At 60.9% G+C, this 26,291-nt stretch carries 23 protein-coding genes; 12 read left to right on the top strand and 11 right to left on the bottom strand.

The genetic code is table 11. From position 1 onward, the window contains the following. Positions 1-93: 93 nt before the first annotated feature. Positions 94-981, top strand: a complete 888-nt coding sequence (locus C2L65_RS38815; RefSeq protein WP_042305416.1) for a LysR family transcriptional regulator — start codon at positions 94-96, stop codon at positions 979-981. A 323-nt stretch (positions 982-1,304) separates the two neighbouring features. Then, on the top strand, positions 1,305-2,384 hold the full coding sequence (locus tag C2L65_RS38810) for a porin (protein ID WP_158660427.1): 1,080 nt from the start codon (positions 1,305-1,307) through the stop codon (positions 2,382-2,384). Positions 2,385-2,449: 65 nt separating this feature from the next. Here C2L65_RS38810 and C2L65_RS38805 read toward each other — a convergent pair whose 3' ends face one another. The 3 genes from C2L65_RS38805 to andR form a co-directional block, all read right to left on the bottom strand. Next, positions 2,450-2,824 carry a cupin domain-containing protein gene (locus C2L65_RS38805; protein ID WP_052426807.1) on the bottom strand — a complete coding sequence of 125 codons (375 nt, stop codon included), beginning with the start codon at positions 2,822-2,824 and terminating at the stop codon, positions 2,450-2,452. A gap of 33 nt (positions 2,825-2,857) precedes the next feature. Next, the gene (locus C2L65_RS38800) at positions 2,858-3,979 is read right to left on the bottom strand and encodes an MFS transporter (protein WP_158660426.1); all 1,122 of its coding nucleotides are present in this window, start codon (positions 3,977-3,979) and stop codon (positions 2,858-2,860) included. 344 nt (positions 3,980-4,323) lie between these two features. Beyond that, on the bottom strand, positions 4,324-5,280 hold the full coding sequence (andR, locus tag C2L65_RS38795; protein ID WP_042305419.1) for an anthranilate 1,2-dioxygenase regulatory protein AndR: 957 nt from the start codon (positions 5,278-5,280) through the stop codon (positions 4,324-4,326). 188 nt (positions 5,281-5,468) lie between these two features. Between andR and andAc the strand changes: the two genes are divergently transcribed. The 5 genes from andAc to C2L65_RS38770 all read left to right on the top strand — a co-directional run bounded on the left by andAc (position 5,469) and on the right by C2L65_RS38770 (position 10,071). Further along, positions 5,469-6,740 (top strand): anthranilate 1,2-dioxygenase large subunit AndAc, encoded by a 1,272-nt coding sequence (andAc, locus tag C2L65_RS38790; RefSeq protein WP_042305420.1) that lies wholly within the window; start codon positions 5,469-5,471, stop codon positions 6,738-6,740. Between the two features lie 16 nt (positions 6,741-6,756). Next, positions 6,757-7,230: an anthranilate 1,2-dioxygenase small subunit AndAd gene (gene andAd, locus C2L65_RS38785; RefSeq protein WP_007740378.1), complete on the top strand. Its 474-nt coding sequence runs from the start codon at positions 6,757-6,759 to the stop codon at positions 7,228-7,230. A gap of 9 nt (positions 7,231-7,239) precedes the next feature. Continuing rightward, positions 7,240-7,563 carry an anthranilate 1,2-dioxygenase ferredoxin subunit AndAb gene (gene andAb, locus C2L65_RS38780; protein ID WP_042305421.1) on the top strand — a complete coding sequence of 108 codons (324 nt, stop codon included), beginning with the start codon at positions 7,240-7,242 and terminating at the stop codon, positions 7,561-7,563. After that, positions 7,553-8,770, top strand: coding sequence for an anthranilate 1,2-dioxygenase system ferredoxin--NAD(+) reductase (gene andAa / locus C2L65_RS38775; RefSeq protein ID WP_042305422.1), 1,218 nt, complete (start codon positions 7,553-7,555; stop codon positions 8,768-8,770). Before andAb ends, andAa begins: the two co-directional genes overlap by 11 nt. A 125-nt stretch (positions 8,771-8,895) precedes the next feature. Next, positions 8,896-10,071, top strand: a complete 1,176-nt coding sequence (locus C2L65_RS38770) for an MFS transporter (RefSeq protein ID WP_042305423.1) — start codon at positions 8,896-8,898, stop codon at positions 10,069-10,071. A 12-nt stretch (positions 10,072-10,083) separates the two neighbouring features. Here the strand turns inward: C2L65_RS38770 and C2L65_RS38765 are convergent, their stop codons facing one another. The 4 genes from C2L65_RS38765 to C2L65_RS38750 all read right to left on the bottom strand — a co-directional run bounded on the left by C2L65_RS38765 (position 10,084) and on the right by C2L65_RS38750 (position 14,315). After that, positions 10,084-10,332: a hypothetical protein gene (locus C2L65_RS38765; protein ID WP_233446650.1), complete on the bottom strand. Its 249-nt coding sequence runs from the start codon at positions 10,330-10,332 to the stop codon at positions 10,084-10,086. 128 nt (positions 10,333-10,460) lie between these two features. Beyond that, complete coding sequence (locus C2L65_RS38760) at positions 10,461-11,642, bottom strand: MFS transporter (protein ID WP_158660425.1); 1,182 nt, start codon at positions 11,640-11,642, stop codon at positions 10,461-10,463. A 99-nt stretch (positions 11,643-11,741) separates the two neighbouring features. After that, the gene (locus tag C2L65_RS38755) at positions 11,742-13,181 is read right to left on the bottom strand and encodes a carboxylesterase family protein (protein WP_081920787.1); all 1,440 of its coding nucleotides are present in this window, start codon (positions 13,179-13,181) and stop codon (positions 11,742-11,744) included. Positions 13,182-13,214: 33 nt separating this feature from the next. Then, positions 13,215-14,315: a porin gene (locus C2L65_RS38750; protein ID WP_042305425.1), complete on the bottom strand. Its 1,101-nt coding sequence runs from the start codon at positions 14,313-14,315 to the stop codon at positions 13,215-13,217. Between the two features lie 169 nt (positions 14,316-14,484). On the opposite strand from C2L65_RS38750, the gene C2L65_RS38745 reads away from it, so the two are divergent. From C2L65_RS38745 to C2L65_RS38735, 3 genes are all read left to right on the top strand, one after another. Further along, on the top strand, positions 14,485-15,417 hold the full coding sequence (locus tag C2L65_RS38745) for a LysR family transcriptional regulator (RefSeq protein WP_042305426.1): 933 nt from the start codon (positions 14,485-14,487) through the stop codon (positions 15,415-15,417). 53 nt (positions 15,418-15,470) lie between these two features. Further along, a complete protein-coding gene (locus C2L65_RS38740) occupies positions 15,471-16,280 on the top strand; it encodes an AraC family transcriptional regulator (RefSeq protein ID WP_042305488.1) in 810 nt (269 codons plus the stop codon). Between the two features lie 107 nt (positions 16,281-16,387). Next, a complete protein-coding gene (locus C2L65_RS38735; RefSeq protein WP_042305427.1) occupies positions 16,388-17,425 on the top strand; it encodes a threonine aldolase family protein in 1,038 nt (345 codons plus the stop codon). A 47-nt stretch (positions 17,426-17,472) separates the two neighbouring features. Here the strand turns inward: C2L65_RS38735 and C2L65_RS38730 are convergent, their stop codons facing one another. The 3 genes from C2L65_RS38730 to C2L65_RS38720 all read right to left on the bottom strand — a co-directional run bounded on the left by C2L65_RS38730 (position 17,473) and on the right by C2L65_RS38720 (position 21,354). Next, positions 17,473-18,990: a CoA-acylating methylmalonate-semialdehyde dehydrogenase gene (locus C2L65_RS38730; RefSeq protein ID WP_042305428.1), complete on the bottom strand. Its 1,518-nt coding sequence runs from the start codon at positions 18,988-18,990 to the stop codon at positions 17,473-17,475. Positions 18,991-19,504: 514 nt separating this feature from the next. Further along, the gene (locus C2L65_RS38725) at positions 19,505-20,527 is read right to left on the bottom strand and encodes an LLM class flavin-dependent oxidoreductase (RefSeq protein ID WP_042305429.1); all 1,023 of its coding nucleotides are present in this window, start codon (positions 20,525-20,527) and stop codon (positions 19,505-19,507) included. A gap of 143 nt (positions 20,528-20,670) precedes the next feature. Further along, entirely contained in the window at positions 20,671-21,354 is a 684-nt protein-coding gene (locus tag C2L65_RS38720) for a glutathione S-transferase family protein (RefSeq protein ID WP_042305430.1), read from the bottom strand. 449 nt (positions 21,355-21,803) lie between these two features. Here C2L65_RS38720 and C2L65_RS38715 point away from each other — a divergent pair, with 449 nt between their 5' ends. Both C2L65_RS38715 and C2L65_RS38710 read left to right on the top strand, forming a co-directional pair. Next, the gene (locus tag C2L65_RS38715; protein ID WP_042305431.1) at positions 21,804-22,073 is read left to right on the top strand and encodes a hypothetical protein; all 270 of its coding nucleotides are present in this window, start codon (positions 21,804-21,806) and stop codon (positions 22,071-22,073) included. A 105-nt stretch (positions 22,074-22,178) separates the two neighbouring features. Then, the gene (locus C2L65_RS38710) at positions 22,179-22,433 is read left to right on the top strand and encodes a hypothetical protein (protein ID WP_007577483.1); all 255 of its coding nucleotides are present in this window, start codon (positions 22,179-22,181) and stop codon (positions 22,431-22,433) included. Between the two features lie 157 nt (positions 22,434-22,590). On the opposite strand, the gene C2L65_RS38705 is transcribed toward C2L65_RS38710, so the two are convergent. Continuing rightward, positions 22,591-26,223, bottom strand: a complete 3,633-nt coding sequence (locus tag C2L65_RS38705; RefSeq protein WP_042305489.1) for a hydantoinase B/oxoprolinase family protein — start codon at positions 26,221-26,223, stop codon at positions 22,591-22,593. Between the last annotated feature and the right edge of the window lie 68 nt (positions 26,224-26,291).

Genomic DNA, 26,291 nt, shown 5'->3' with positions numbered 1-26,291 from the left:
CGATGACAACAAAGTGGGAGGCCGTTTGCCGACGTGTACATGGGTGGGTATGCGCGGCGGGATCGGCTTCGATGGACTGGCATCTGCAGACCTATGATCGAACTGCTCGATATCCGCGTGTTTTCCAAGCTCTCCGAGTTGACGAGCTTCAGTGCTGTGTCGCGTGTGCTGGATATGCCGAAATCGTCGGTAAGCCGCTCGCTTGCGCGACTCGAAGAGCATCTGGGCGTCGCGCTCGTCATCCGATCGAATCGCAAGCTAGAGCTGACGGAGACGGGACTGTCGTTCGCGGAGTCGGCCAGAAAGATATTGAGCGAGGTCGAGGACGCGGAGGAGAAAGTCGGACAGATCAGGCTCACGCCACGCGGCCTGCTGCGAGTCAGCTCGCCCGTTACGCCGGGCCAGTTCATGATCGCGCCGCTCATTCCTGATTACCTTGCCGCTTATCCCGAGGTGCAGGTCTCTCTCGCACTGACCAGCAATCGAATCGCGCCACTGGCCGACGAGGTCGACGTCGTGATCCGCACGGGAGTGCTCGAAGATTCGCGCCTGATTGCAAGAAAATTGGGGTGCGCGCGGCTGATGCTGGTGTCGACGCCCGCCTATCTGCGCAAGCACGGAACGCCACAGTCTCCCGCCGATCTGTCATCGCATGTTCTGCTCGATATCGCTGACGGCCCGTCCGAATGGCCGCTGCGGCGCGGCGATGAACTCGTCAGCATTCCCGTCTGTCCGCGCTTTTTCGCCAACGACACCAGCACGATTCGCACGGTCCTGCTCGCGGGATCGGGTCTCGCATGGCTGCCGGACTATCTGTGCCGCGAAGACCTCGCCGAGGGCAGATTCATGCACGTGATGCCCGATTGGGAGAGAGGGCAGCGTGACATCCACGCCGTGTTTCCACGGCACCGGACGCTGACACCCAAGGTCCGCTCGTTCATCGACTTCCTTGCGGAACGTTTCAATCGCTTCAACCACTAGCGTTTCAACCTGGCGGGACACACATTTCGCCACTCTTCATGTCCGGCTTTCTTTTCGGCGCGTTCGGGCATTTCGTCTGAGGACCTGCGTTTGATGCGCCGCTATCCTGCGAGCACGATAACGGCGCTGCGCCGCGCGCATCGTGAAAACCCGGATGACCAGTTTGAGGAAACCGTGTTCCGCCCCTGCGCCTTGTGCGTCAATTAATGGCCATGCACTTTTTAGCCGTTCCGCGGAGTTCCCGTCGGTCGACGCCCATCTAGACTTGCCAACGGCCGGCCAGATGTTCCGCGATTCTCACGACCATGAACACAGGGGGAAGGATGAGGAGGACGGTTTATTCCGCCATAGCAGTTGCTGCTGCGACGATCGCGACAGGGGCACAGGCGCAGAGCTCGGTGACGCTCTACGGCATTATCGACATCGGCATCCAGTACACGTCGAATCAGGGCGGACATCACAGCGTGCAGGAGGCCAGCAGCATGATGCGTGGCAACCGGTGGGGTGTTCAGGGACGTGAAGATCTGGGCGGCGGACTCAAGGCGATATTCAGGCTCGAAGGCGGCTTTTCACCGAACAACGGCGCGCTGGGCCAGAGCTCGGCGAACGCACAGCGTATCTTCGGCCGATACGCGTATGTCGGCATGACCAACGACGTCGTGCAGGTCCTGGCTGGCCGGCAAACCGACTTCATGCTCGACTATCTGCAGACCACCGCGAACTCGTGGTACGGCACGTCACTCGAGTTTCACCCCGCCATCAATGCGAACTTCTTCGGCAATAACGGCAGCAATCCGTCGCTGGACAGAATCGGCGGCGGGGAAGTCGACAATTCCGTCAAGGCGACGTGGGCACCTGTCGAATCGCTTCACTTCGGCGCGATGTATGGATTCGGCGACGCGCCCGGAATCGGCTCGCCGAACAGCACGCAGAGCTATGGCGCGACATGGACGACGAAGTCGTCGCTGATGGGTGCGGTCTATACGACGCGCAAGGACAATCTGACGCCGGGCACGTTGAGGACGCTTGGCGTGGGCGGGACGGTGACGCTCGGTGGGTTCATCCTGAACGCGCTCTACACGAATTCGCGCTGGACGCTAACGGGTGATGTCGCCAACATCTATGACGTGGGCGTTCGATACAACATTACGCCGTTTCAGGTTGTCGGCGTGGAATACACGTTTCTGGACAAGAACAACGGACCGAAGAACGTCTTCTATGCGAGCACCCGCAGCACGTATGGCGTGATTTACGATTACCGGTTCAGCAAGGCGACGGACATCTACGCGACTTACGTCTTCCAGCACGCGAGCGGGCACTATCCTGCGCAACTGTTTGGCATGTCCTTCAGTTCGAGCAGCGCGCAAGGCGTCGCCGCAATCGGCATACGTCACTACTTCTAGAAGCGCCAGGGCCGCGCACGCCGGCTCGATCAGCGTGCGCTCACGCGCACGCGATCGCTTCTCTCTCAGGCTGCGTCCGCGATCTTCTGCTGACGGATACGCGGCGGGTCGTAAATGCTGAGCAGCATCAACCAGCCGTCACCGGCATTGCGGATTGCGTGTACCACGCCGCGCGGAATCCGTACAACTGAGCCCGCCTTTACTGCATAGCGCTTGTCGGCTATGTCGATCTCGCCTTCTCCGTCGAGGATATAGAACGCGTGATTGTCCTGATCGATATGCAATGGGGAATATCCTCCCGGTGCTACCTTTGCGATATCGATGTTGTAGGCATCGGTGTACTCCGTCCCGAGTATGTTGAAGATGAATTCATAGCCGCGCGATCCTTCGATCTGATGCGAGCGCCACGGTGTGTCGAAAGTGTGGGTCACGTGTTGCATTGCTTTTCTCCTCTAATACATGATTGCGAGCGCTTAAACGTTGGCTTGTTCTTTCACGAACAACATGCAGACTGTGCCGAGCAGCGGGCCGAATGCCAGGGTAGCGAATGCCATCGGAAAGGAGTGGCTGGCCTGAAACACGATGCCCACGAGCGCAGGCGACATGGCCGAGCCAGACTGCCAGATCGCGTTGGCGATACCCGCAGCAGACCCCGACTGCTCGATCCCGCTCTGCTCGGCCACCAGCGTGACGAGCAAGGGGCTATAGACGAACGCGCCGACGCCGATGAAGGGGGCGGCGAGCGTGAATGCATCGACACGCGAAAGCTGTCCGAACACGAGCAACGCGACGGAGAAAAACAGAAGCGAGGCGACGGTCAGCGTTTTGCGCCGTCCACCCAGCCGGTCGGAAAGCCAGCCGACGGAAGGTTTGCTGACGAGGCCCGCCGCACCTGCAATGGCGACGATGAACCCTGCCTGCACAGCGGACACATGATGTCCTTTCACCATCAGCGCGATTGCCCACGACGCAAAACCGAGCGTGCCCCAGAACGCGCCGCATCCGGCAAGCGCGAGCAGCAGAAAATTGCGTGTGAACAGCGTTCGTATGCGCGGCTTGCGCGAGATGTCCTGCGGTGCTTGCCCGGCCCGATTCCGCACGAACACGACAGTCACGGCTGCAAGGACCAACGCGCATACGCCGAGCGCGTGATAGGTGTCGCGCCAGCCCAGTTTCGCGACGAGTCCGGGCAGGACGGAGTTCATGACGATAACCGCGATCGATGAAGCGCTCATCAGCAGTCCAATGGAGCGCCCACGTTCGCTTCTCGGGAACCAGGTCGATACGAGTTTGACGCCCGCTGCGTAATCGGCCCCTGCGGTGAGCCCCATCAGGCATTGCAAGGCGAGTCCGACGCCTAGCGAAGGCGTGAATCCAAAGCAGAAGGTTGCGACGGCGAGACCGAGCAACGACATCGATAACGTCGCGCGGCCGCCAATGCGGTCGGTCGCGAGGCCGCCAAAGATATTCGACAGCACATATCCTGCATAGAACGCCGTGACGAACACACCGAGCGCTGCAATCGGTAGTCCGAGCGATTCGCCGGCGGAAAGGGCCAGGGTTCCCCATGCGAGACGGCAGACCGTGCTCAACATGAGGCCCGCCCAGGCGAAGAACAACACGGCCCAACGCATTCTGCTCACACCTGTTTCACTCTCTCGCGCTGTTGTCGTTGGGGCGACTGCTTGCATGGATGTCTCCTCGTTTTGTGTGTCGGACCCGCGTTCGCGGGAAACGGTAACGACATCTATGATCGTGCGAAAAGATGATTAACGAAGGCCGCTTTGAGCAACACGATGTTCCGCGTGGGGAACTCGCAGGCCTGAAAGGGGTATGCCGACGCACCGCGAAAGACGCAAAGCATCGCGTCGGTTTTCGGTCAGACGAATCTCGCCGACGGATGCGTCGCGGAACAGGGGCGATGCGGGCTGTCCACCCGTCAACGCAGCAATTCGCGCCGCGCTGTTTCCGATGGAAGTTCGCCAAACCGCTCACGGTATGCCTGAGCGAACCGGCCGAAATGGGTGAAGCCGGAATCCAGCGCGATAGTCGCGACCCGCACATCAGGCGTGCTTTCCCGAATGGCCTGACGCGCGCGGTCGAGCCGCATCTGCCGCATCAGGCTGATCGGGCTGACGTTGCGAAACCGCAAGAACCCCTCGGTCAGCGTTCTCACGGGCACGCCCGCGGCGCGGGCGATGTCCGGCAACTGCATCGGCGCGGCGAGGTTGGCGGCCATGAACTCTTCGGCGCGGCGAACGAACAACGGCGCGATGGTCGATGGCGGGGATGTCCCGTGGCCCGTATCGTGACTGCACAACAGGCCGACCAGCAGCGATTCGACATGCGCGCCCACAGCGGGATTCTGAGCGGCCACGTTCAGCAGATCAGGCGAACTGGCGACCAGTTTCAACTGTTCTTTCCATGCACGCATCGGGCCGCTTTCGAGTGATACGGCAGCGCCCGCGTCGAAGAGGGAAGCACTGTCGCCATTCAGCGCCGCCGCGTCGATCCGCATCACCAGCTGTTCGCAATCGGGCGACAGCAGCGCACTGAACGGCTCGCCGGGTGCGCGAATCACGGCGTGCTGGTCGTCCACGACGATCTTCCTGCCAGCCGTGTGGACCTCCGCACTGCCGGTGACGCAAAACATCATCAGGAAGTATCCGTCGACGGCTTCGACATCCACCTGGATCGCACCGCCGAATTGAATCGTGCCGATGCCGAGCCGTCCCACCCGCACGAAGTCCATGTGAGAACGGCCGTGCGTGTGGCCGCGCGGAAACAGCGAATGCGGCTGCATGACGCGTGAAATCAGTTCGCGCGTCTCGTCGAGGTCGACCGATTCGAAGAGCCGGTGGCGTCGCAATGCGGGGAGTCGAAGAGCGGATCTCATGATTATTCCAGCGCGCTCGCGCGGGGATTGAACACTGCCCGGTTCATAAAACGGCCTGAAACGGATATCCGGGCTGTGTTCGGCCAGAAACGGATAGACCCTGCATTTTCCGCCTCCAAAAATGTTCTCACCATGCAGCAGCGATTTTTCGTTGCTGCAACGGGCCCCCACAATGCGGAGAAAATAGCATGGAAATGGTCGAGACGCCTGTCAGCTTCAGAAACACGCAGGACACGGACATGGTGCAGTTCCCGCGCGACGACGGCTCGCGCGTGCCCTACAAGGTGTTCAGCTCGCAAGCGGTGTACGAGCGCGAGCAGGAGCGTATCTTTCGCGGCCCGACGTGGAATTTCGTTGCGCTCGAAGCGGAGATTCCGAACCCGGGCGATTTCAAGAGCACGTTTGTCGGCGATACGCCCGTGGTCGTCACGCGCACCGAGGATGGTTCGCTGTCGGCATGGGTCAACCGCTGCGCGCATCGAGGCGCATCCGTGTGCCGCAAGGCGCGCGGCAACGCGACGTCGCACACGTGCGTATATCACCAGTGGAGCTTCGACAACAGCGGCAATCTTCTGGGCGTGCCGTTCCGCCGCGGACAGAAGGGCATGACGGGCATGCCGCCCGACTTCGACCCCAAGCAGCACAGCCTGCGCAAGCTGCGCGTGGACAGCTATCGCGGCCTCGTCTTCGCGAGTTTCAGCGACGCAGTCGCACCGCTGCCCGACTATCTCGGCGCGGAAATGCGGCCCTGGATCGATCGCATCTTTCACAAGCCGATCGAGTATCTCGGCTGCACACGGCAATACTCGAAGTCCAACTGGAAGCTGTATCTCGAGAACGTGAAGGACCCGTATCACGCGAGCATGCTGCATCTGTTCCATACGACCTTCAACATTTTCCGTGTCGGCATGAAGGCGCGATCGATTCCCGATGCGACGCACGGCCTGCACAGCATCATTACGGTGACGAAGACGGGCGAGGACACATCGGCGGCCTACAAGCAGCAACAGATCCGCTCGTTCGATGAAGGCTTCGCGCTGGAAGACGATTCGATCCTCGGGCTCGTTTCCGAATATGAGGAAGACACCACCAACCATATCCAGCCGATCTTTCCTCAACTGGTGATCCAGCAGATCCACAACACGCTGGTCGCGCGCCAGCTGCTGGCAAAAGGTCCGAACAACTTCGAGCTGATCTTCCATTTCTTCGGCTATGCCGACGACACGCCGGAACTTCGCGCGCTTCGCATCAAGCAGGCGAACCTCGTCGGACCAGCGGGCTATATCTCGATGGAAGACACGGAAGCGACCGAACTCGTGCAGCGAGGCACGGTGCGCGACGCGGACGCGACGTCGGTGATCGAGATGTCGCGCAGCAATCCGGACCAGCAGGACACGGTGATCACGGAAAGCCTGATTCGACGGTTCTGGGTCGGATATCAGAAGCTGATGGGCTATTGAGAAAAAGGACATGCAAATGGATCAGATGAAGCTTTGGTTCGAGTTGAACATGCTGCAAAACCAGTACATCAGCAATCTCGACAACGACAGGCTCGAAGCGTGGCCGACGCTCTTTACGGAAGACTGCCTGTACGAGATCGTGCCGAAAGAAAACGCGGATATGGGCTTGCCCGTCGGCATCATTCATTGCACGAACCAGAAGATGCTGCGCGATCGCGTCGTGTCGCTGCGTCACGCCAATATTTTCGAAGAACACACCTACCGGCACATGACATCGGGCCTGACGATCACGAGTGACCAGGACGACGTGATCGAAACGGAAAGCAGCTATGTCGTGGTGCAGACGCTGGCGAACGGCGAGTCGAACGTGTATCAGGCGGGCAAGTACTACGACCGCGTCGTGCGGACGGCAGACGGGCTGCGCTACCGAAGCAAGCGGGTGGTATACGACACGTCGCGCGTGCAGACGCTGCTCGCAACGCCGATCTGAGGAGCGGACATGGAAGCGAAGATTGACAACTGGCAGGCGATTGGCACGCTCGACGACTTTGCCGAAGGCGAGCCCGCGGCCGTGATCGCAGGCGATCGGCAGATTGCGGTGTTTCGTATCGGCGACGAAGTGTTTGCGTTGAACGATCTCTGCACGCACGGACACGCGCGGCTCTCGGAAGGGTACGTGGAAGACGGCTGCGTCGAATGTCCGCTGCATCAGGGGCTGATCGACATCCGCACGGGTGCGCCGCGTTGCGCGCCCATCACGGAGGCGGTGCGCGCATTCCCGATCCGTATCGTCGAGGCGAGGGTGGAAGTCAATGTCGAATGAACGGCACGTGATCGTGGGTGCGGGGCATGCGGCGCGGCGCGCGGCGGAGACGCTGCGCGCACTGAACGCGGACGTGGACATCGTCATGTTCGGCGACGAGCCGCATGCGCCGTATGACCGCCCGGTATTGTCGAAAGACGCGCTGACCTCCGAAGCAGGCGAGCGGAAGGCTTTCATCCGGCAGCACGACTGGTATGCGGCGCAGCGGATCGATTTGCGCCTGTCGTCGGCCGTCGTCGAAATCGACCGGACGCGGGCATGTGTGCGGCTGCGCGATGGCAGCACTGTCGGCTATGACAGGCTGCTGCTCGCAACGGGCTCGCGTGTGCGCCGCTTCAGCGGCCCAGTGGATGAACGCGTGCAACTGCACTATGTCCGCACGCTCGCCGATGCGCGGGCGTTGCGCGCCGTTCTGTCGCCGGGCAAGCGTGTTGCTATCTTGGGCGGTGGCTTTATCGGGCTCGAAGTGGCCGCCGCCGCGACCCAGGCGGGCTGCAGGGCGACGGTGATCGAGCCTGCGCCGGCGCTGCTGCAACGCGCGCTGCCGCAGAGCGTGGCGCAACACATTGCAGCTTTGCACGAGCGAAACGGCGTCGAATTGCGTCTCGGCACGATGCCGGCTGCAATCGCCTACGAGAACGGATGTGCATCCATCCAGAGCGATGCGGGCGCCGTCAGTGCGGATGTCGTCGTAGTCGGAATCGGCGTCATGCCGAACGTCGAACTCGCGCAAGCCTGCGGGCTTGAGGTCCGCAACGGCGTTGTGGTCGATGAACAGTGCCGTACCAGCGACCCTGCGGTCTTCGCGGCAGGCGAAGTGACGATGCACGCCAATCCGCTGCTTGGCCGCAGTGTCAGGATCGAGTCCTGGCAGGTGGCGGAGAACCAACCCGTCGTCGCGGCGGAAAACATGCTAGGCGGTCGCGCGGTATACGCGGAGTTGCCGTGGCTCTGGTCAGATCAGTTCGACTGCAATGTGCAGACGCTGGGCATCGTTGAGCCGCAGCATCGTCTCGTCACCCGTGGGGACGCTGTCACCGGTTCGTTCTGTGTCATGGCGCTGGACGACACGGCGCGTATGAGGGCGGCGATTGCCGTCAATGCGGGACGCGAGATCGGCGCATGCAGGCGTTTGATTTCGGCAGGTGCAATCATGGACGAAGCGCGGCTCGCGGATTCATCCGTTTCACTGCGGTCGCTGCTGTGACCTGGGCCGGGACCGGGATCGTCCATCGGTGTATCGAGAGTCGATGGCGTGTGCCGTAGCATCCAGGCAGTCCGACGTCGCTTTGGTTCATACTCGCTCCTGCGATTGACGACTGCCACTCTTTCATGCGTCCATTCAACGGCTTTCTCGTTCTCGCCGGTACCCTGCTCACGGCGGCAGGATACGGCGGGACGTTTCTTCTTTCGATGCGCTTCAGGTACATCGGCGGCAATGACGTCGACACCGGGCTTACGCTCGTGGGTGCGATGGTGGGCACCTTTGTCGGTGTTCCGCTGGTCGGCTGGCTTTCGCATCACCGCATCGGCGCGGCGCGGATGGCCGCGCTTGCGGCCTTATGCGTGGGCATGGGCGTCGCGGGTTTCGCAGTGATCGAGCGTGTCAGCGTGCTCGATGCGATTCCCGCGTTTCTCGTGGGTTTGGGCTGGGGCGCGTTCTATCTCGCGGCGCCGATGTCGCTTGCCGAGCGAACCAATGATTCGGATCGCGGTTACTGGTTTCTGCGCTTTGGCACTTTCCAGATGGCGGGAATCGGCGGCTGCCCTGCGCTGGCAGGCGTCGCCATACATTCGTTGCACTGGTCGCTTAGCGGTGTGCTCTATACGGTCAGCGGGCTTTGTGTGGTCGCGTCGGTGATACTGGAAATGTTCGCCCGGCTGTCGCCCGTTTCGTTCGTGCCGCCGGTCCAGGACAGATGGTGGCGTGGCATCGGCGCCATTGCGCGCACGCGTGCGATGTATCCGATCATCATGGTCGCGCTGGGCGCCTGCGTCTTCTCAGGCTTGATGACGTTTCAGATGTCGCTGGTGCAGGGAACGCATGCGCAGGCAACTACCTTCTTCAGCCTGTACGCGATAACCGTCGTGACCGTACGTTGGGCCTTCTCCCGGCTGGTCATCAATCTGCGCCGCGAAACTGCAACGAAGGTGCTGCTCGTCATGATGGTGCTGGGCATCGCAGCGATGTTCGCGGTGCCGTACCATGTATCCGCTCATGCTGCCGCCGCCGTTCTGCTTGGCACAGGATACGGGCTTGCCTATCCCGTCATCCAGACCCAGGCGGTCAACGATTCCGCCGCCGTGCATCGTCGCGCCGCACTGACGTGGTTCGTTGCGGCGTACTTCATCGGGGTCTTCGGCTTTCCGTCTGTGGGCGGGTGGGTATTGGTACACGCGGGCAAGGACGCGCTACTGACACTGATCGCGATATGCGGCCTGACGGCTCTCACGCTCGCATTCCTGGGCGACCGGGGGCGTGTTGACGCGCGTTCGGCAAAAGCGTAGCAACCGCCGGGCTCAAGCGGGGCGCAACTGGCTTCGCCCGCTGCCGTCTTTGCGCTTCTTCGCCTCGGCTTTCTTGCACATGTCGAGCAATACCCAACGCGCAACGGTCTCCGGACGATCCATTCCGCACTGGGCAGACCGGATATCCGTACCTGAATAGACGATGACGGTTCCTTCGAGCACCCGATATGAACCCGTGTGCGTAATGCCGGCGAGCGTGACGGAAACGGGTCGCCTTTCATCGTATTGAGTTGAAGCCACTTTGTAGATTTTTTTAATTGCAAAGCAGAAACTTAAACGTACGATTATCCGTCGTCAACAACATATACCTTTTGAAGCACATTCCGATTGGAATTGGGTTGGTGCGTCGGGCATTATTTGGAAACTGACTAGCTCAGTGTCAAGGCCTTTCTTTGCAACGTTATCCGCGTATGTGAAAAGATCAGCACGATAGCGACGATCGTCAGTGGAACGCAGCTGAGCAACACGATGCGTTGCGCACTCATGCCAAGGGAAATCAGGAATCCACCAAGGGAAGGCCCAATAATCGCGCCGAACCGTCCTACGGCCGCCGCATATCCGACACCTGTCGTCCTCAACGCTTTCGGATACAGCACGGTTGCGAGCGTCGCCTGGCCGACACAGGCGCTCGTTGTTCCGATGCCGACGCCGAAGATAAGCAGCAGTACCGCCCATTGGCTGAGCCCGTCCATCTGGAAGCCGGCGATGCACACCATCGTGATCGAGATCGTGATGATCAGCGAACGCTGCACGCCGAGCCGTCTTTCCAGCAGAAACAACAGCACATTGCCGGTAATGCCGCCGAATGCGCTCGCCGCTGCGCCCAATGCGGCGCTCGAAGCCGTGAAGCCGTACGAGAGCAGTAGCATCGGCGTCCAGAAGATAAACAGGTACGTGACGAGGAAACCAAGAAATGCGACCAGCCAGACGGTGGTTGTATCGGTGACGAGGCCCGGGGCCAGGAGACCGCGAGTCTTCCCGGACACTGGGTCGTCGATGGTTCGATGCATGTCGATTGGAGCGCTGGTCTGTGTTTGTTCGCGCGGTATGGCATACCGGATTGCAGGTAGCAGCAGCACGGGCACCAGACCGCCGGCGATGAACACCGCCTCCCAGCCGAACTCCGCGATCAGCTTCGCCGACAGCAGGCCGCCAAACGCGCTGCCCGCCGAAAGACCCGTCGCTGCCGCGATGGTCGCCGATGCGCGCGCATGGTCGGGCGCACTGTCCGCTGCAAGTGAGATCGAGGCCGGGACGACCAGACCGAGGCAGACCGCCGTGAAGAACCGGATGACGGAAAGCATCAGGATGCCGGACGAAACCACCGTGAGCAGCGAAAACGCAGCGAAGGCCAGCGTTGCTAGCGCGATCTCGGATCGACGGGACATCCGCTTCGCAATGGCTCCGCTGAGCAGATAACCCAGCACGGCGCCCACGCTAGTCGCGATGAACGCGGGCGTCATGGCCGCGTGGGGTAGATGCCAGATATGGGTGAGAGCAGGTGCCACGTAGGCGATTGCCGAGGTGTCGAAGCCATCGACGGCGATCACCAGAAAGCACGCGGCGCAGATCAGCCACGGATTGAGCGAAGCGCGAGATCGGGCGGGGAGATGATGTTCCATTTCAAGGTGCCATGAAAGAGAGGGATATCAGGGAAGATCGAAAGTCGTCAGGCCTGGATGCGCTTCCGAAAATGGATTCCACCCAGGCAATGTCGGATCGCCGTGGCGAACGAAGTTGACGATGCAACGACTGAACCGTGTCGCGAGCGACTGCAGGCCGCTTTCAGAGAGCCCTTGAAGCATGGGCGCGTCGTTCCAATCGGCGAGGTTATCGAAGAAGAACGGCAATTCCATGCAGTGCGGCGCCATCAGGAACGACTGAGCCGTGTGAACATCGAAGCGATACAGCCAGGCGGTTCCAGCCCTTCCATACGTTTTTGCAATTTCAACCGCGGGCCGCGCGAACATCAGATCGGACATGCCATCGACGAGTTGGCTGTAGGGCGTCGCCCCCGGCCGCTTCGACGCAAGAAGGTCATAAGCCGCGGCTGCATGCGACCCGTACGCGCTCTTGAACCATTCCACCACGGTGGCGGGAGAATCGTTGATCTTCTCCGCGCGCTCCCAGACGAACGCTGCAATTTCGTCTTTGGTGAAGCCTGCGATAACGTCGGTGCAGTGCGCGTGGGAAACGGATTGATCGATATCGTCCACCCAGTCGAACAGCAGATCGTCATCGACATATGGCCGGAACACGGGCGCACCCGGTCCGATGGGACCCTTGCGTCTCTGCGCGACTGTCGCGGTCGCAGCGAGAATGTCGTGAGCCGGTCGTCGAGCCAGTTCGGCGACGGAGGTGAGCTGAAGCGATGCCATCACCTCGCCGGTGACCTCGCGCATTTCGCTCGCAGCAGCCGTGATCCGGCCGGGGTAGCTGATCATGATCGCGCGTTGGAAAAGACCTTTGGTCGAAGGCGTGAGAGTGAGAAGCCGCGTGATGGCGGCGCCCGCGGACTGTCCGGACAGGGTGACGTTCGCAGCATCGCCGCCAAATGCCGAAATGTTCTCGTTGAGCCACTTCAGTGCCGCGACGACGTCTCTCAGTGCATTGTTGGTGGGCGCGTCGGGATGAGCGATATTTCCCCACATCCCGAGCCGATAGTTGATCGTGACGACCACGAGGTTGCCGCGCACGGCGAGGTGTTCCGCGTTGTACCAATGCGTCCCGCCTCCGGAACCGAATGCGCCGCCGTGAATGAACACGAGCACGGGCAACCCGTGTGCGTCCTGCGGCGCGAAGACATTGACGGTAAACGCGTCATCGGATTGACGGTACTCGTCGATTGAATCGCCCATGATGGACGCGAGTCGACTGCGAGACTGAAAAAACACAGCGGGTTTGTCAGCGCAATCCCGGTAGCCATCCCATGGTTCAACCGCTTCGACGGGTGAAAATGCGCCGGCGTGACCTTGCGCGCGGCCGTATGGGATGCCCAACCAGATGGCTGCTCCATTACGCGCGACACCGCGAACCTGGCCTGAAGCTGTTTTGGAAACGGGACGTTCGATTTGAGACTGGAGTTTCATGGCGAATGGATACGAGAAATGGAGATGTCTGACTTAGAAAAGGTTCTGGATGCCGAATGTGACGACCGTCTGATTGCGTGAACTGGACGCACTAGGCGTTCCGTTGATTTGCGCAAGTGCGCCGACGCCGGCAGCGTTTTGCGCCAGTACTTCGGCATATACCGAGGTACGACGCGAGAGGTTATAGATGACGACACCCGCCAGCTGATTCGCATGGCGGTCTTTCAGCACCGCGTTTGCGTTCATGTACGTGTATGTCAGCGTCGCCGTGAGGGTCGGCGTGAAGTTGTAGCCGACTGTGGTGTCGTAAGCGCGCACCTGTGCGCCGTTCTGTGTGTTTTGTGACCACGTCGCCGTGAATGCGAATTTCCACGGACCCGGACGGATGTTTCCGCCAATGCCGGCATTTCGTATGCCGTCGCGTCCCGCGTTCATCGACGCATATTTGGCACTCGTATAGGCTGCACCGATGCCGAAGAGCGCGTTGGAAAAGTTGGCGCCGAAGCTCTCTGAGGCGTTCGCACCGAAGCTGCCAGCAACTCCGCCGAACCCGTACATGGCCCCGAAGGTGAATCCGCCATAGTTCGCGGAGTTGAACTTGATGCTGTTGTTCAGCGGCTCGCCATTGAGGCGATCGAGGTCGAAGTTGCCGCCGGGTCCCAGCGGTCCGCCGAAGCCCGCGAAGGGGCCCTGGTGTGCGCCTACGATGCCCGCGTAGTAGGCGCCTGTGTACCCGTTCCACGACAGATCGAACAGGAAATCACGGCTCGAACCGGCCTGGATGGAACCCCATCCATCCTTCGACATACCGACGTACGATTCCCTCGAAAACAGCGACCCTGGTCCGCCTGTATTCGTGCCGTTCGCGATGTTGAACATCGACGAGAGCAGGAAGTAGGCTTTGAGATCCCCGCCCAGATCTTCCGTACCGCGAAAGACAAGGCTATTCGGACGCTGGACGCCTGCGGGGCCCATATATGTCGAACTCTTGCCGTTCACGTTGCTGGCGTAGTTAAGTCCCGCGCTGATCAGGCCAGCCAGTTCAACCGAGCTTTGTGCGTGTGCGGATTGTGCGCTGGCTGCCAGGGTGGCAGTTGCGGCGAGAAGCGTGGAGGCGATTCGTGTTCTGACCATGGGATGCCGTATTGGATGGATATTTGGCCCGGTTTAGGGACCCGGTATACTCATTCGTGATGCTCGACGTAGAACTGACCGCATGGCCGCAGTGTCACGGCACTGAAAAATCCATAAAAGCGAAAAAAGCGGCAGTCGGGATGAAGAAACTTCATATGCGGAGAAACCCTTGGCTGACGATGCAGGCGGGCGTGTTCGCCGTCTCAAGATGCGGCATCTCGCGGTGATTCATGAGATCGGACGAACGGGAAGCCTTCAGAAGGCGAGTGAACGCTTGAGCCTGTCGCAATCGGCGGTATCGAAAGCGCTCGCGGAAGCAGAGACGCTGCTGGATGCGCAGCTTTTCGAAAGGACCGCGTTCGGATCGCGCCCGACGCTTCAGGGCAGTGTGATTCTTCGTTACAGCTCGAACGTGATGGCGGAACTCGACCGCGCCGAGGAAGAGCGAGAGGCGTTGCTGAAAGGCGAGACGGGCAAGTTGACGGTGGGCATATTCACACCCGTAGCGCTATGGGAGGCGCTGGCTCAAACGGTAAATGCTTTTATTGAGGCCGCACCGCGGGTAAAGCTCTCCTTGCGCCAGGCATCGATGGAGAAGCTCTTGAGCGAGCTCGATGCCGACGATCTCGATCTCGTGATAGGCCGCTGGTCTCACTGGCCCGTGCCGGGTGCTATCGCGACGGAAACACTGTTCAGCGATGGCGGTCCGGTATTCGTTGCCCGTGCGGCGCATCCATTGATGGGGAAAAGCGTTACGTTCGCCGAGTTGGTGAAGTTTCCGTGGTGTCTGCCGGAAATGCCGAGTGTCCTTTACTCTGCGCTTCAGGACGAACTGGTATCGGCGGGGCTGAAATTCCCCGAGAGGGTGGTGCATTCGCACGTGTACACCGTGAACATGGCGATGTGCGCGCGCTCGGACACGATTGCGCTGTTGCCCGCCTTCGCGGTCAAGCAGATGCACGAGCTTCACGGTGTGTGCCGTATCGATTGTCCGTTGTCTTTGACTACGGCTCCGTTGTCGGCGATGTGGAAGCCCGAGTCGCCCGGACGGGAGATCGCGGCCCGCTTCATCGCGCAATTGCGACGCGCGATCGAGGGTTGATTGATTGTTCTGGTTTTGGCGGCTGCGGTGCCGGCGGTGAATGGGAGGTGAGCGTGTCCGAAGAAGTCAAGTACAGTCACTCAGCCGACATTCCCGGATTGATCCTCAGCACAGCCCGGTTCGCCGAATTTCGCTTTGAGCCGCACTATCATCTCGACTGCCATATCGCGCTCGTTGCGAGCGGGGTGCAACGCCAGTCGTTCCGCGGTGAATCGCTGTTGCTCACGCGCGGCGCAATCCAGCTTATGCCTGCGGGCGAGGTTCATGACGGGGTGGCCAATGCGGACGAGTCGTACACGCTTCAGACGTTTCGACTGTCGCCCGCGCTGCTGAATGGCATTGGCGAGGAAATCACGGGCAAGCATTACTTCCCTTCGCAGGCGGCAGTGGTGCTTCAGGATAGACGCCTCGCGGACCGGTTGCTCAACATGCACGCGAGCCTTCAGCAAGGGAAGAACGACCCAATCACGAGCGAAACGCACGTCCTGGAATTGCTGGAGTCGCTGTTCGCCCGCCTGAAGCAACCAGTCCCCCAAACTATTGCCGGAGCGTTATCGTCTCAGCAACTACGACTCGTCCGGGAATATGTCGACGCGCATCTTGCCGACAAGATCGTGCTGGAAGACCTGTCGGGTCTTGTCGGGCTGGACCGGTTCCGGTTCCTGAAACTGTTCAAACGCACTATCGGCATGACGCCCCACGCCTGGTTGCTGCGCATGCGGCTGGAAAAGGCACTGGAGCTGATCAATTCGAACAGGAACATGCCGATCACCGAAATCGCGCACGCCGTTGGCTTCTTCGATCAAAGCCACTTCACGCGGGCGTTTCGCGACGCGTACGGCGTGACGCCCGCCCGCTTCTGACGACGGCCCTGCAATTTTTTACAAGGCGTTCCGGTAACGGACCGGTAGTCTTCGGCTTTAGGCCTCACGCCCATCCCGGGCGGCCTCCATCCAGGCAGAAGCACCGAATGACTACTTTCAGCTTTCTCGACGACTATAGCGAAGGCGCGCATCCTGACATTCTCCGCGCCCTGACGGAATCCAACTATATCCAGCAGGCACCCTACGGCGAAGACTCGTATTCTGCCGAGGCAACGGCCCGGATCAAGGCCCGCCTGGGCGACACGTTCAACGGTGCGATCCACTACGTCGCCAGCGGGACAATGGCCAACATCGTTTCGATATCCAGTTGCCTGCGCCCGCACGAAGCCGTCATTGCAGTTGAGTCGGGACATATCGTAGTGAGGGAGGCCGGTGCTATCGAGGCAACGGGCCACAAGCTCATCGTCGTTCCCGCGGTGGACGGGAAGCTAACGCCCGCCAATATCGAGGCTGCGCTTGCGAGCAATGCACACTTTCCGCACATGGCAAAGCCTCGACTGATCTATCTGTCGAATGCAACGGAAACAGGCACTGTCTATTCGCTTGAGGAATTGCGGAAGATATCGGCGCTCGCAAGGCAACGGGGCTTGATTCTGTTTCTCGATGGCGCCCGGTTGGGCGCGGCATTGGCGTCGAGCAAGAGCGACGCGACATTGGCCGATATCGCTTCGCTCGTTGACATCTTCTGGATCGGCGGAACCAAGGTAGGTGCGCTGCTGGGTGAAGCGATCGTGGTCTGCAATCCGATGTTGGCAGAAGATTTCGCTTTTCATGTCAAGCAACGGGGCGCCATGTTAGCCAAGGGCCGGCTACTGGGCATCCAGTTTCAGGCTTTATTCGGCGACAAGAATCTGTTCGTCGAAAATGCAAAGCACGCCAATGCGATGGCGGCAAAGCTTTCGTCCGGGATCGTGTCCAGCGGTTATGCTCTCGACGCGGAAACGGCTACGAACCAGGTATTTCCACTGTTACCCGATGCTGTCATTTCCGCCTTGAAGCAACATTTTGCGTTCTACGTTTGGAGAAAGGCGGATAACGATCATTCTGTGATCCGCCTGGTAACGTCGTGGGCCACACAAGAACAGCAGGTCGACGATTTTCTGGCTCGACTCGCACAGCTTTGAAACCGCAGCGGGCACGAAACCGACCGTACTCGCTGCGACGCTCCGATTTACTTCGCTGTTGGCATCGTGAATTCGGCACCTGTGGCGATGCTATCCGGCCAGCGCTGCATCACGCTCTTGTAGTGCGTGTAAAAGCGCACAGCTTCTTCGCCGTAGGCGTGATGATCACCGAATAGCGAGCGCTTCCAGCCTCCGAACGAATGCCACGCCGGCGGCACCGGGCTCGGGATGTTGATGCCCACCATGCCAATCTGAATCTGCCGGGAGAACGCGCGTGCCGCGGCACCGTCAGATGTGAAGAGCGATACGCAGTTCCCCAGTTCGTGCGCGTTGACGAGCGCGATCGCACTGGCCAGATCGGGCACGCGGACAACCGACAGAACCGGGCCGAAGATCTCTTCGCGATAGATGCTCATACCGGGCTTCACGTCGTCGAAGAGCGAGCCGCCGAGAAAGAAGCCTTCTTCATGGCCTGGCACGGTATGGCCGCGACCATCGACGACGAGCCTGGCGCCTGCCGCGACGCCTGCCTCGATATAGCCCGTGACCTTGTTGCGATGCGCGGCGCTGATAAGCGGCCCCATGTCGAGATCCGGCTCCATGCCGCCGCCTATCTTGAGCGAACGCACGCGCGGCGCGAGCCGCTCGATCAGTTCATCGCCGATACTGCCCACTGCCACCGCGACGGACGTTGCCATGCAGCGCTCGCCCGCCGAACCATATGCCGACGAGATCAGTGCATCGACCGCTTGATCGAGATTGGCATCGGGCATCACGACCAGATGGTTTTTCGCACTGCCCAGCGCCTGCACGCGCTTGCCGCGCTTTGCGCTTTCGCTGTAGATGTATTCAGCGACGGGTGTCGAGCCAACGACGGACATCGCGACCACATCGGGATGTGCGATCAGCGCATCGACGACGGTCTTGTCGCCATGCACGACATTGAACACGCCTTTGGGAAAGCCCGCCTCGATGAACAACTCGGCAAGCCGGATCGACGCTGACGGCGTGCGCTCCGAAGGTTTAAGAATGAACGTGTTGCCGCACGCGGCCGCCATCACAAACATCCAGCAGGGCACCACCATCGGAAAATTGAACGGCGTGACGCCAGCGGCCACGCCGATGGGCTGACGCAGATTCCAGTTGTCGATGCCGCCGCTGACGGAATCAGTGAAGTCTGTCTTGAGCAACTGCGGAATGCCACACGCGAATTCGACGATTTCGATGCCGCGCACCACTTCGCCCTTTGCGTCCTCAAACAGTTTGCCGTGGTCGCGCGTGATGAGTTCGGCGAGTTCGTCCGCGTGTGCCTCAAGCAGTTCCTTGAACTTGAACATCAAACGGGCGCGTTTGAGCGGCGCGGTTTCGCTCCATGCCGGAAACGCGGCTTTCGCGGCGGCGACGGCGGCTTCGACTTCAGCGGATGTTGCGACCGGCACACGGGCCGTCACCCGGCCTTGCGCCGGATCGAATACCTCGCCAAACCGCTGGCCCGCACCAGCGGCGCGCCGACCGTCGATGAAATGACTCAACTCACGCACAGCGCTTTTATCTGCTTCGCTCATTACATGCTCCTATCGAGGGCTGCGGGCATTGTCCGTGCCGCGCCGCCCTATGTTGTCGAAGGTTGGTTGCCCGGCCTTTACGCCTTGTGCCGACCAATCCAATAGACACAATGTAGGCGTACGAACTCGGAGGTCGGATATCCACGTCGGACAAACAGTCTTGCGCGGAAGGAACAAATGACAGCCAGCAGCAAGGCTTGGGCGACTGCACTGGACAGTGAATTTATGCGTGTTGCAGCCGCTAAAAGGAGAGGGCAGGTTCGATGCCCCGGACGTGCTTTAACGTCGACTTCGCCTTGTCGGACAAGGCGCGCCGGAGTGGCGTGAAGTTTTTTACGCCTCGGGAAATTGAAGCCGCTACGACCCGATGTACTTGAACATCTGATCGAATTGATGGCCGTTGCGGCAGCAGGAAGCGTGAGTCAGAGCCTTTTTTGCTGGCTCAAAATCCGCCTAATTTGGCCGGAAACCCGCCGCGCCACGGCCTGTGTATATCTGACGGTTCTTCCGCGCGTTAGCGCCAACCGAGACCGGGAGCGACATGCGTGAGAATCGAGTCGATAACGTGCGCGCAGTACTCGACGCCCAACTGGTTGGGCACGGTGAGTAGCAACGTATCAGCTGCTGCAATGGCTTCGTCTTTTGCCAGTTCCTTGATGAGGACATCAGGCTCCGCAGCGTAATTCCGGCCAAAGATCTTCTGGATGTCGTCGTCGAGAAAGCCGATCGTGTCGTTGCTCTGCGTGCCCCGTCCGAAATACATGCGGTCCTGCTGATTCACGAGCGCGAAGATACTCCGGCTGACTGACACGCGCGGCGCTCGCGTATGCCCGGCCTCTTTCCATGCATCACGGTAAGCCTGGATCTGCTCGGCTTGCTGGATATGAAGCGGTCGGCCCGTTTCGTCGTTTTTCAACGTGGAGGTCTGCAGGTTCATGCCCATCTTCGCTGCCCAGACGGCAGTCGCGTTGGAGCCCGAACCCCACCAGATGCGCTCGCGAAGGCCTTCAGAATGCGGCTCGACGCGTAGAAGTCCCGGCGGGTTGGCAAACATGGGGCGGGGATTCGGCTGTGCAAAACCCTTGCCTCGCAGCACTTCGTAAAACACTTCTGTGTGACGGCGTGCCAGATCGGCGTGGGTCTCGCCTTCGTTTGGCGCGTACCCGAAGTGGCGCCATCCATCGACAACCTGTTCGCCCGAGCCTCGGCTAATGCCGAGTTGCAGCCGTCCGCCGGCAATCAGATCGGCTGCGCCGGCGTCTTCCGCCATGTAGAGCGGATTCTCGTAGCGCATGTCGATGACACCCGTTCCAATCTCGATCGTGCGCGTCCTGGCGCCGATTGCGGCGAGAAGGGGAAAGGGCGACGCAAGCTGTTGAGCGAAATGATGGACGCGAAAGAAGGCACCATCCGCGCCGAGTGCTTCGGCGGCGACGGCGAGGTCGATGGATTGCAGAAGAACATCGGCTGCCGACCGTGCCTTTGAACCTGGAGAATTAGCCCAGTGACCAAACGAGAGAAAACCAATCTTTTTCATAGCTGTAGATTCGGTTAGCCGGCATCTGCGATGTCGGCCGCGAGAACAGGGAACAGGAAAGCTGTAACACTACAGCATCGATCTGCAACGCGCCCGCGCTCGCCATTTCGGGCGGCAAGCGCGCGGCGGTTCTCGCGGCTTGTTTAGACCGCGAGCGAGGCGTTCTGCGGGAACAGCGCGCGGCGGGTCTCTTCATCGAACTCGGCCTTGAACGTGAGCCGGTCTTTCAGCGCCAGCGCGCGGACAGCCGCCGGGCGCGCCGAGATCTCATCGACCAGACGCTTGACGTGCGGATAGTCGGTGAGTCCCTTCTCGCCGAAGATATAGCCAGCAAAATTCGCCCAGCCCCACAGCGCGATGTCGGCGATCGAGTAAGTGTCGCCAGCCAGATACTTCGAGGTCGCGAGATGCTCATCGAGAACGCGATAGTGACGCTCGACTTCCTTCAGATAGCGGTTGCGCGCATACGGCAGCGGTTCCGGTGCATGGTGCAGGAAGTGTACGGCCTGACCGGAAAACGGCGACAACCCGGTCGCGACGAACTGGAGCCACGAGAGCATCGCGGCACGCTCGGACGCTGCGGACGGCACGAACTTGTCATGTTTTGCGCTGAGGTGCAGAAGAATCGCGTGCGAATCGAACACGGTCACACCGTCATCGACGATGGCGGGCACCTTGCCGTTCGGATTGATCTTCCGGTACGCCGGCGCGTGTTGTTCTCCCTTGAAGGTATCGACAGAGGAAAGCTCGAATGGCGTTTCAAGCTCTTCGAGTAAAAGCGCTACCTTGATGGGATTGGGAGAAGGGTGAAAGTAAAACTGAAGCATGGTGTTTCCTTGATGAGGGCATCGGTGACATCGCAGCGAACGCGTAGCCTGTTCGCGTAGTCACATGCTGAACTCAAAGTCCCCGCCTGCCGTACGGTCTGTGCGTTGAACACATTCGATGAAGTCGAACATGTTGACGAAGACGAATTGGCCCTGCTCAAAGCAATTCGTGAAACGTGCGGCCTGTCACGCGTGGCGATACGACGCAGCAGGGCAATGGCGACCGTTGCGCACGCCGTGCGGCAACTGGACACACGCTTTGTAAGTCCATGTTTTCCCGACAATCCTGCGGTTATCTGCCGAAGCCCGCGTCTATCGCGATGCCGCACCAGCGCGTATCCCATTCCCGAATTCTGACAAATACCTTACAATGCCGTCAGGACTTCCCGACAGCATTGGCGCAATCCAGGCCGCCGCGGAGTCTCCATATAAGGGTCTGAGGAGGCGATATGCACTTCTATCACCACGGTGTAGCGATTCAGCCGTCGGTCGCGCGAAGCGGCAATACCTTTGTCGCCCGGGTCGCTATTCTCGAAGAGGATGGCGAGGCGACGTCGCTTGGCGATCTGGGCCATTTCGCGAACCGGCAATCTGCGTTCGCGTTTGCCGTGCGGTGCGGCACGGCATTCGCGGACAACGAACCGATGCCGTTGCCGCCCTGCGATATCCGGTCAAAGAAAGAAGGTTGCGGACACGAATCCGCGACCGATCTTCTTTGACACGCAACGGTTTTGTCTTCAACGATTGGCACGCTTTGAAGTCGGGAAAATACGCTCCCCTGCACGAAGCGTCACCCCAGAATCGGACAACAGGAGGTGGTATCCATGATTCACTCGGAAGTCCACAAGTTTCCCTACACGCGAGCGAGCGGCATGCAGCGTACCTACGACGTCACGATCAACCTCGTCCGGCGCGATTCAGGCGTGTTCGCCTATCGGTCATGGGTACACTACGCGGGGAGATTCAAGGGCAACGGTCTCGACTTTCCGCTTGTTTCCCGGACCACGGATCACGCGATCACCGAGGCGCGTGCCCGTGTTGAAGAACACATCGAACATCTGCTTGGGGTAACGGAATGATCCAGCACTGAAGGCAGTGCTGCACAGACACGTTCGAGGATCGACATAACGCGTCAAGCGTCGATCTTCGAAGAAGGGGCGCTGAAGTTCATGCGCCCCTCTTTCTCTTCAGAACGTACCGCGAGATACGCTGCGCAACGGCTCGCCGCAAGCCGCATCAAAGCTGCCCGAATCCACCACCGCCGGGCGTCTCGACCACGAACACGTCACCCGCAGCCATCTCGACACTGGCGATATGGCCCAGCGCGACGATCTCGCCATCCGCTCGTTCGACGCGATTGCTGCCTTGTCTTCCCGCACCTCCGCCCGCCGCGCCGAATGGCGCGTGAATGCGGTTGTTCGACAGAATCGAGGCCGTCATCGGCGCGAGAAAGCGGATGCGCCGGATCGCGCCGTTGCCGCCTTTCCACTGTCCCGCGCCGCCCGACCCGTTGCGGATCAGATGCGATTCGAGCCGCACGGGATAACGCCATTCGAGCACTTCAGGATCGGTCAGGCGCGAGTTGGTCATATGCGTCTGCACGGCGTCGACGCCATTGAAGCCGTCTCCCGCGCCGCTGCCGCCCGCGATCGTCTCGTAGTACTGGTAGCGCGCATCGCCGAACGTGAAGTTGTTCATCGTGCCCTGGCTCGACGCCACGACGCCGAGCGCGCCATACAGCGCGTTCGTGATCGCAGATGAAGTCTCGACGTTGCCCGACACGACAGCAGCGGGATAGACGGGATTGAGCATCGAACCTTCCGGCACGATCACGGAAAGCGGCTTCAGGCAACCGGCGTTGAGCGGGATATCGTCGCCCACCAGCGTGCGGAAAACATAGAGCACGGCCGCCATGCAGACTGCCTTCGGTGCGTTGAAGTTGTTCGGCAGTTGCGCGGACGTGCCCGTGAAATCGACCGTTGCGCTGCGCGTCGAAGTCTCGACATGGATCTTGACGTCGATCACCGCGCCGTTATCGAGCGCGTAGCGATACGCGCCGTCCTTGAGTGCGCCGATCACGCGACGCACCGCCTCTTCCGCGTTGTCCTGCACGTGCTGCATGAATGCGAGCACCACGTCGCGACCGAATTGCGCGACCATGCGGCGCAGTTCGTCCACGCCTTTCTGGTTGGCAGCGACCTGCGCGCGCAGGTCGGCCATGTTTTGCACAATGTTGCGCGCGGGATAGCGGCCGGACGCCAGCAGCGCGCGCGTTTCGGCATCGCGCAACACACCAGCTGAAACAAGCTGCCAGTTGTCGATCAGCACGCCTTCTTCTTCGATATGCGTCGAAGCGGCAGGCATCGAGCCTGGCGTAATACCGCCGATATCCGCGTGATGACCGCGCGAGCCGACATAAAAGAGCGGCGCTTCGCTGCCGTCGGCAAACACGGGCGTGATGACGGTGACATCGGGAAGATGCGTGCCGCCGTGATACGGATCGTTGAGCATGAACACATCGCCGTCGCGCATCGTGCCGCGATTGCGTTCGATGACGGTTCGGATGCTTTCGCCCATCGAGCCCAGATGCACGGGCATGTGCGGCGCGTTCGCAATCAGGTTGCCGGCCGCGTCGAAGATCGCGCACGAGAAGTCGAGCCGTTCCTTGATGTTGACCGAGTAGGCGGTGTTCTGCAGGCGCAGCCCCATCTGCTCGGCCACCGACATGAACAGGTTGTTGAAGATTTCGAGCCGCACCGGGTCGGCTTGCGTGCCGATCGAGCGGCGCGTCGGCAGCGCGAGCACGCGCGTCATCACGATGTTGCCGTCGCCCGTAAGCGTCGCCTGCCAGCCAGGTTCGACCACGGTCGTGCCGTTCTTCTCCGCGATGATGGCGGGGCCGTCCAGTTTGTCGCCCGCCATCAGCGTGTCGCGCGAATAGAGCGACGCGTCATGCCAGCGGCCGCCCGAATACATGCGTACCACTGCAGCGGCTGTGGGCGTGTCGCCGGCAGGGCGAACGGCGATGCTGCCTGTCACCGGTTGGGCATCCGAATGACCGATCGCTTCAACGGATGCGAGTTCGACCACGAGCGGCGTATCCGCCATCAGAAACGCGTAGCGCTGCCGATAGGCGGCTTCGAACGCCTCGCGCATCGACTGCACGCTGCCTGCGTTGACCGCGAGTGCCGAATCGGTGCCCTGATAGCGCAGGTGAACGCGCCGCACCGTCGAAATGCGCGCAGCGTCGACGCCTTGATCGAGCAGCACGCCCGTTGCTTCATCGGCGAGGGCATCAAGTGCTGCGTCGACGGTTGCAAGCGACGAGTCGTCGAGCACGATTTCGAGCGCGCACTCGCGCATCGCAGTCTGATCGGCGAGTCCCATTCCAAACGCCGACAGCACGCCCGCGAGCGGATGTGCGAACACGCTCGTCATCGCGAGCGCATCGGCCACGCCGCATGCGTGCTGGCCGCCTGCGCCGCCGAACGTCGTGAGCACGTATTGCGACACGTCGTGGCCGCGTTGCACGGAAATTTTCTTGATCGCGTTCGCCATGCTGCCGATCGCAATCTCCAGATAGCCTTCGGCGATCTCTTCCGGCGTGCGGCGCTGGCCCGTTGCCGCACAGATTTCGTCGGCGAGTGCGTGAAAGCGCGTGGCCACCGCTTCGCGGTCGAGCGGCTCATTGGCGTGCGGGCCGAACACACGCGGAAAATAGTCGGGCTGAATCTTGCCAAGCATGACGTTGCAGTCGGTCACCGTCAGCGGGCCGCCGCGCCGGTACGCGGCAGGTCCGGGATTCGCGCCCGCCGAAGCGGGACCGACACGCAGACGCGCGCCGTCGAAGCCGAGTATCGAGCCGCCGCCTGCCGCTACCGTGTGAATGCTCATCATCGGCGCACGCATGCGCACGCCCGCCACTTGCGTTTCGAACACGCGCTCGAACTCGCCGTTGAAGTGCGACACGTCCGTGGACGTGCCGCCCATATCGAAGCCGATGACGTGCTCGAAGCCCGCCGCCTGCGCGGCGCGCACCATGCCGACGATACCGCCTGCCGGGCCCGAAAGAATCGCGTCCTTGCCCTGGAACAGGTCCGCACGCGTGAGGCCGCCGCTGCTCTGCATGAACTGCAGATTCACGCCGGGCATTTCGCTCGCGACCTGATCGACGTAACGGCGCAGGATAGGCGACAGGTAAGCGTCGACGACGGTGGTATCGCCGCGCGACACCATCTTCATCAGCGGCGATACCTCATGCGAAACCGACACCTGCGTAAAGCCGATGCGACGCGCCAGTGCCGCAACTTCGCGCTCATGCGTAGTATGCCGATAGCCGTGAACGAGCACGATGGCGAGCGCGCGAATGCCTGCATCGAAGACCTCGCGCAAGCTTGCCTCCGTGGCAGAAAGATCGAGCGGCACGACAAGGTCGCCTTGTGCGCTCACACGTTCGTCGATTTCAATCACGCGCTGATAGAGCGCTTCGGGCAGCGCGATGTCGAGGTCGAACAGACGCGGACGGTTCTGGTACGCGATCCGCAGCACGTCGCGAAAGCCGCGCGTGGTCACGAGCGCGACGGGTTCGCCCTTGCGTTCGAGCAAGGCATTGGTCGCGACGGTCGTGCCCATCTTGACCATCTCGACATCGCTCGGCGTGATCGCTTCACCGGCGCGCAAACCGAGCAGATGACGGATGCCCGCAACGGCTGCGTCGCGGTAGTGCTCGGGGTTTTCGGAGAGCAGCTTGTGCGTGGTCAGCGAGCCATCCGGGCGACGCGCAACGATATCGGTGAAGGTGCCGCCGCGGTCGATCCAGAATTGCCAGCGGGACGGCGTGCATGCTTCGGGTACGTGATGTTGGTTCATGGTGCGATGAGAGATAAGGTCGGAATGCAGTGTCGGTTGATCGAATTCGCGCGCAATCGTGCGCGCCG

The sequence above is a fragment of the Paraburkholderia terrae genome, from assembly GCF_002902925.1.
GTDB classification, from domain to species: Bacteria; Pseudomonadota; Gammaproteobacteria; order Burkholderiales; family Burkholderiaceae; genus Paraburkholderia; species Paraburkholderia terrae.
The sequence above is the reverse complement of the archived record's forward strand: the minus strand, read 5'-3'. Positions and strand labels throughout refer to the sequence as shown.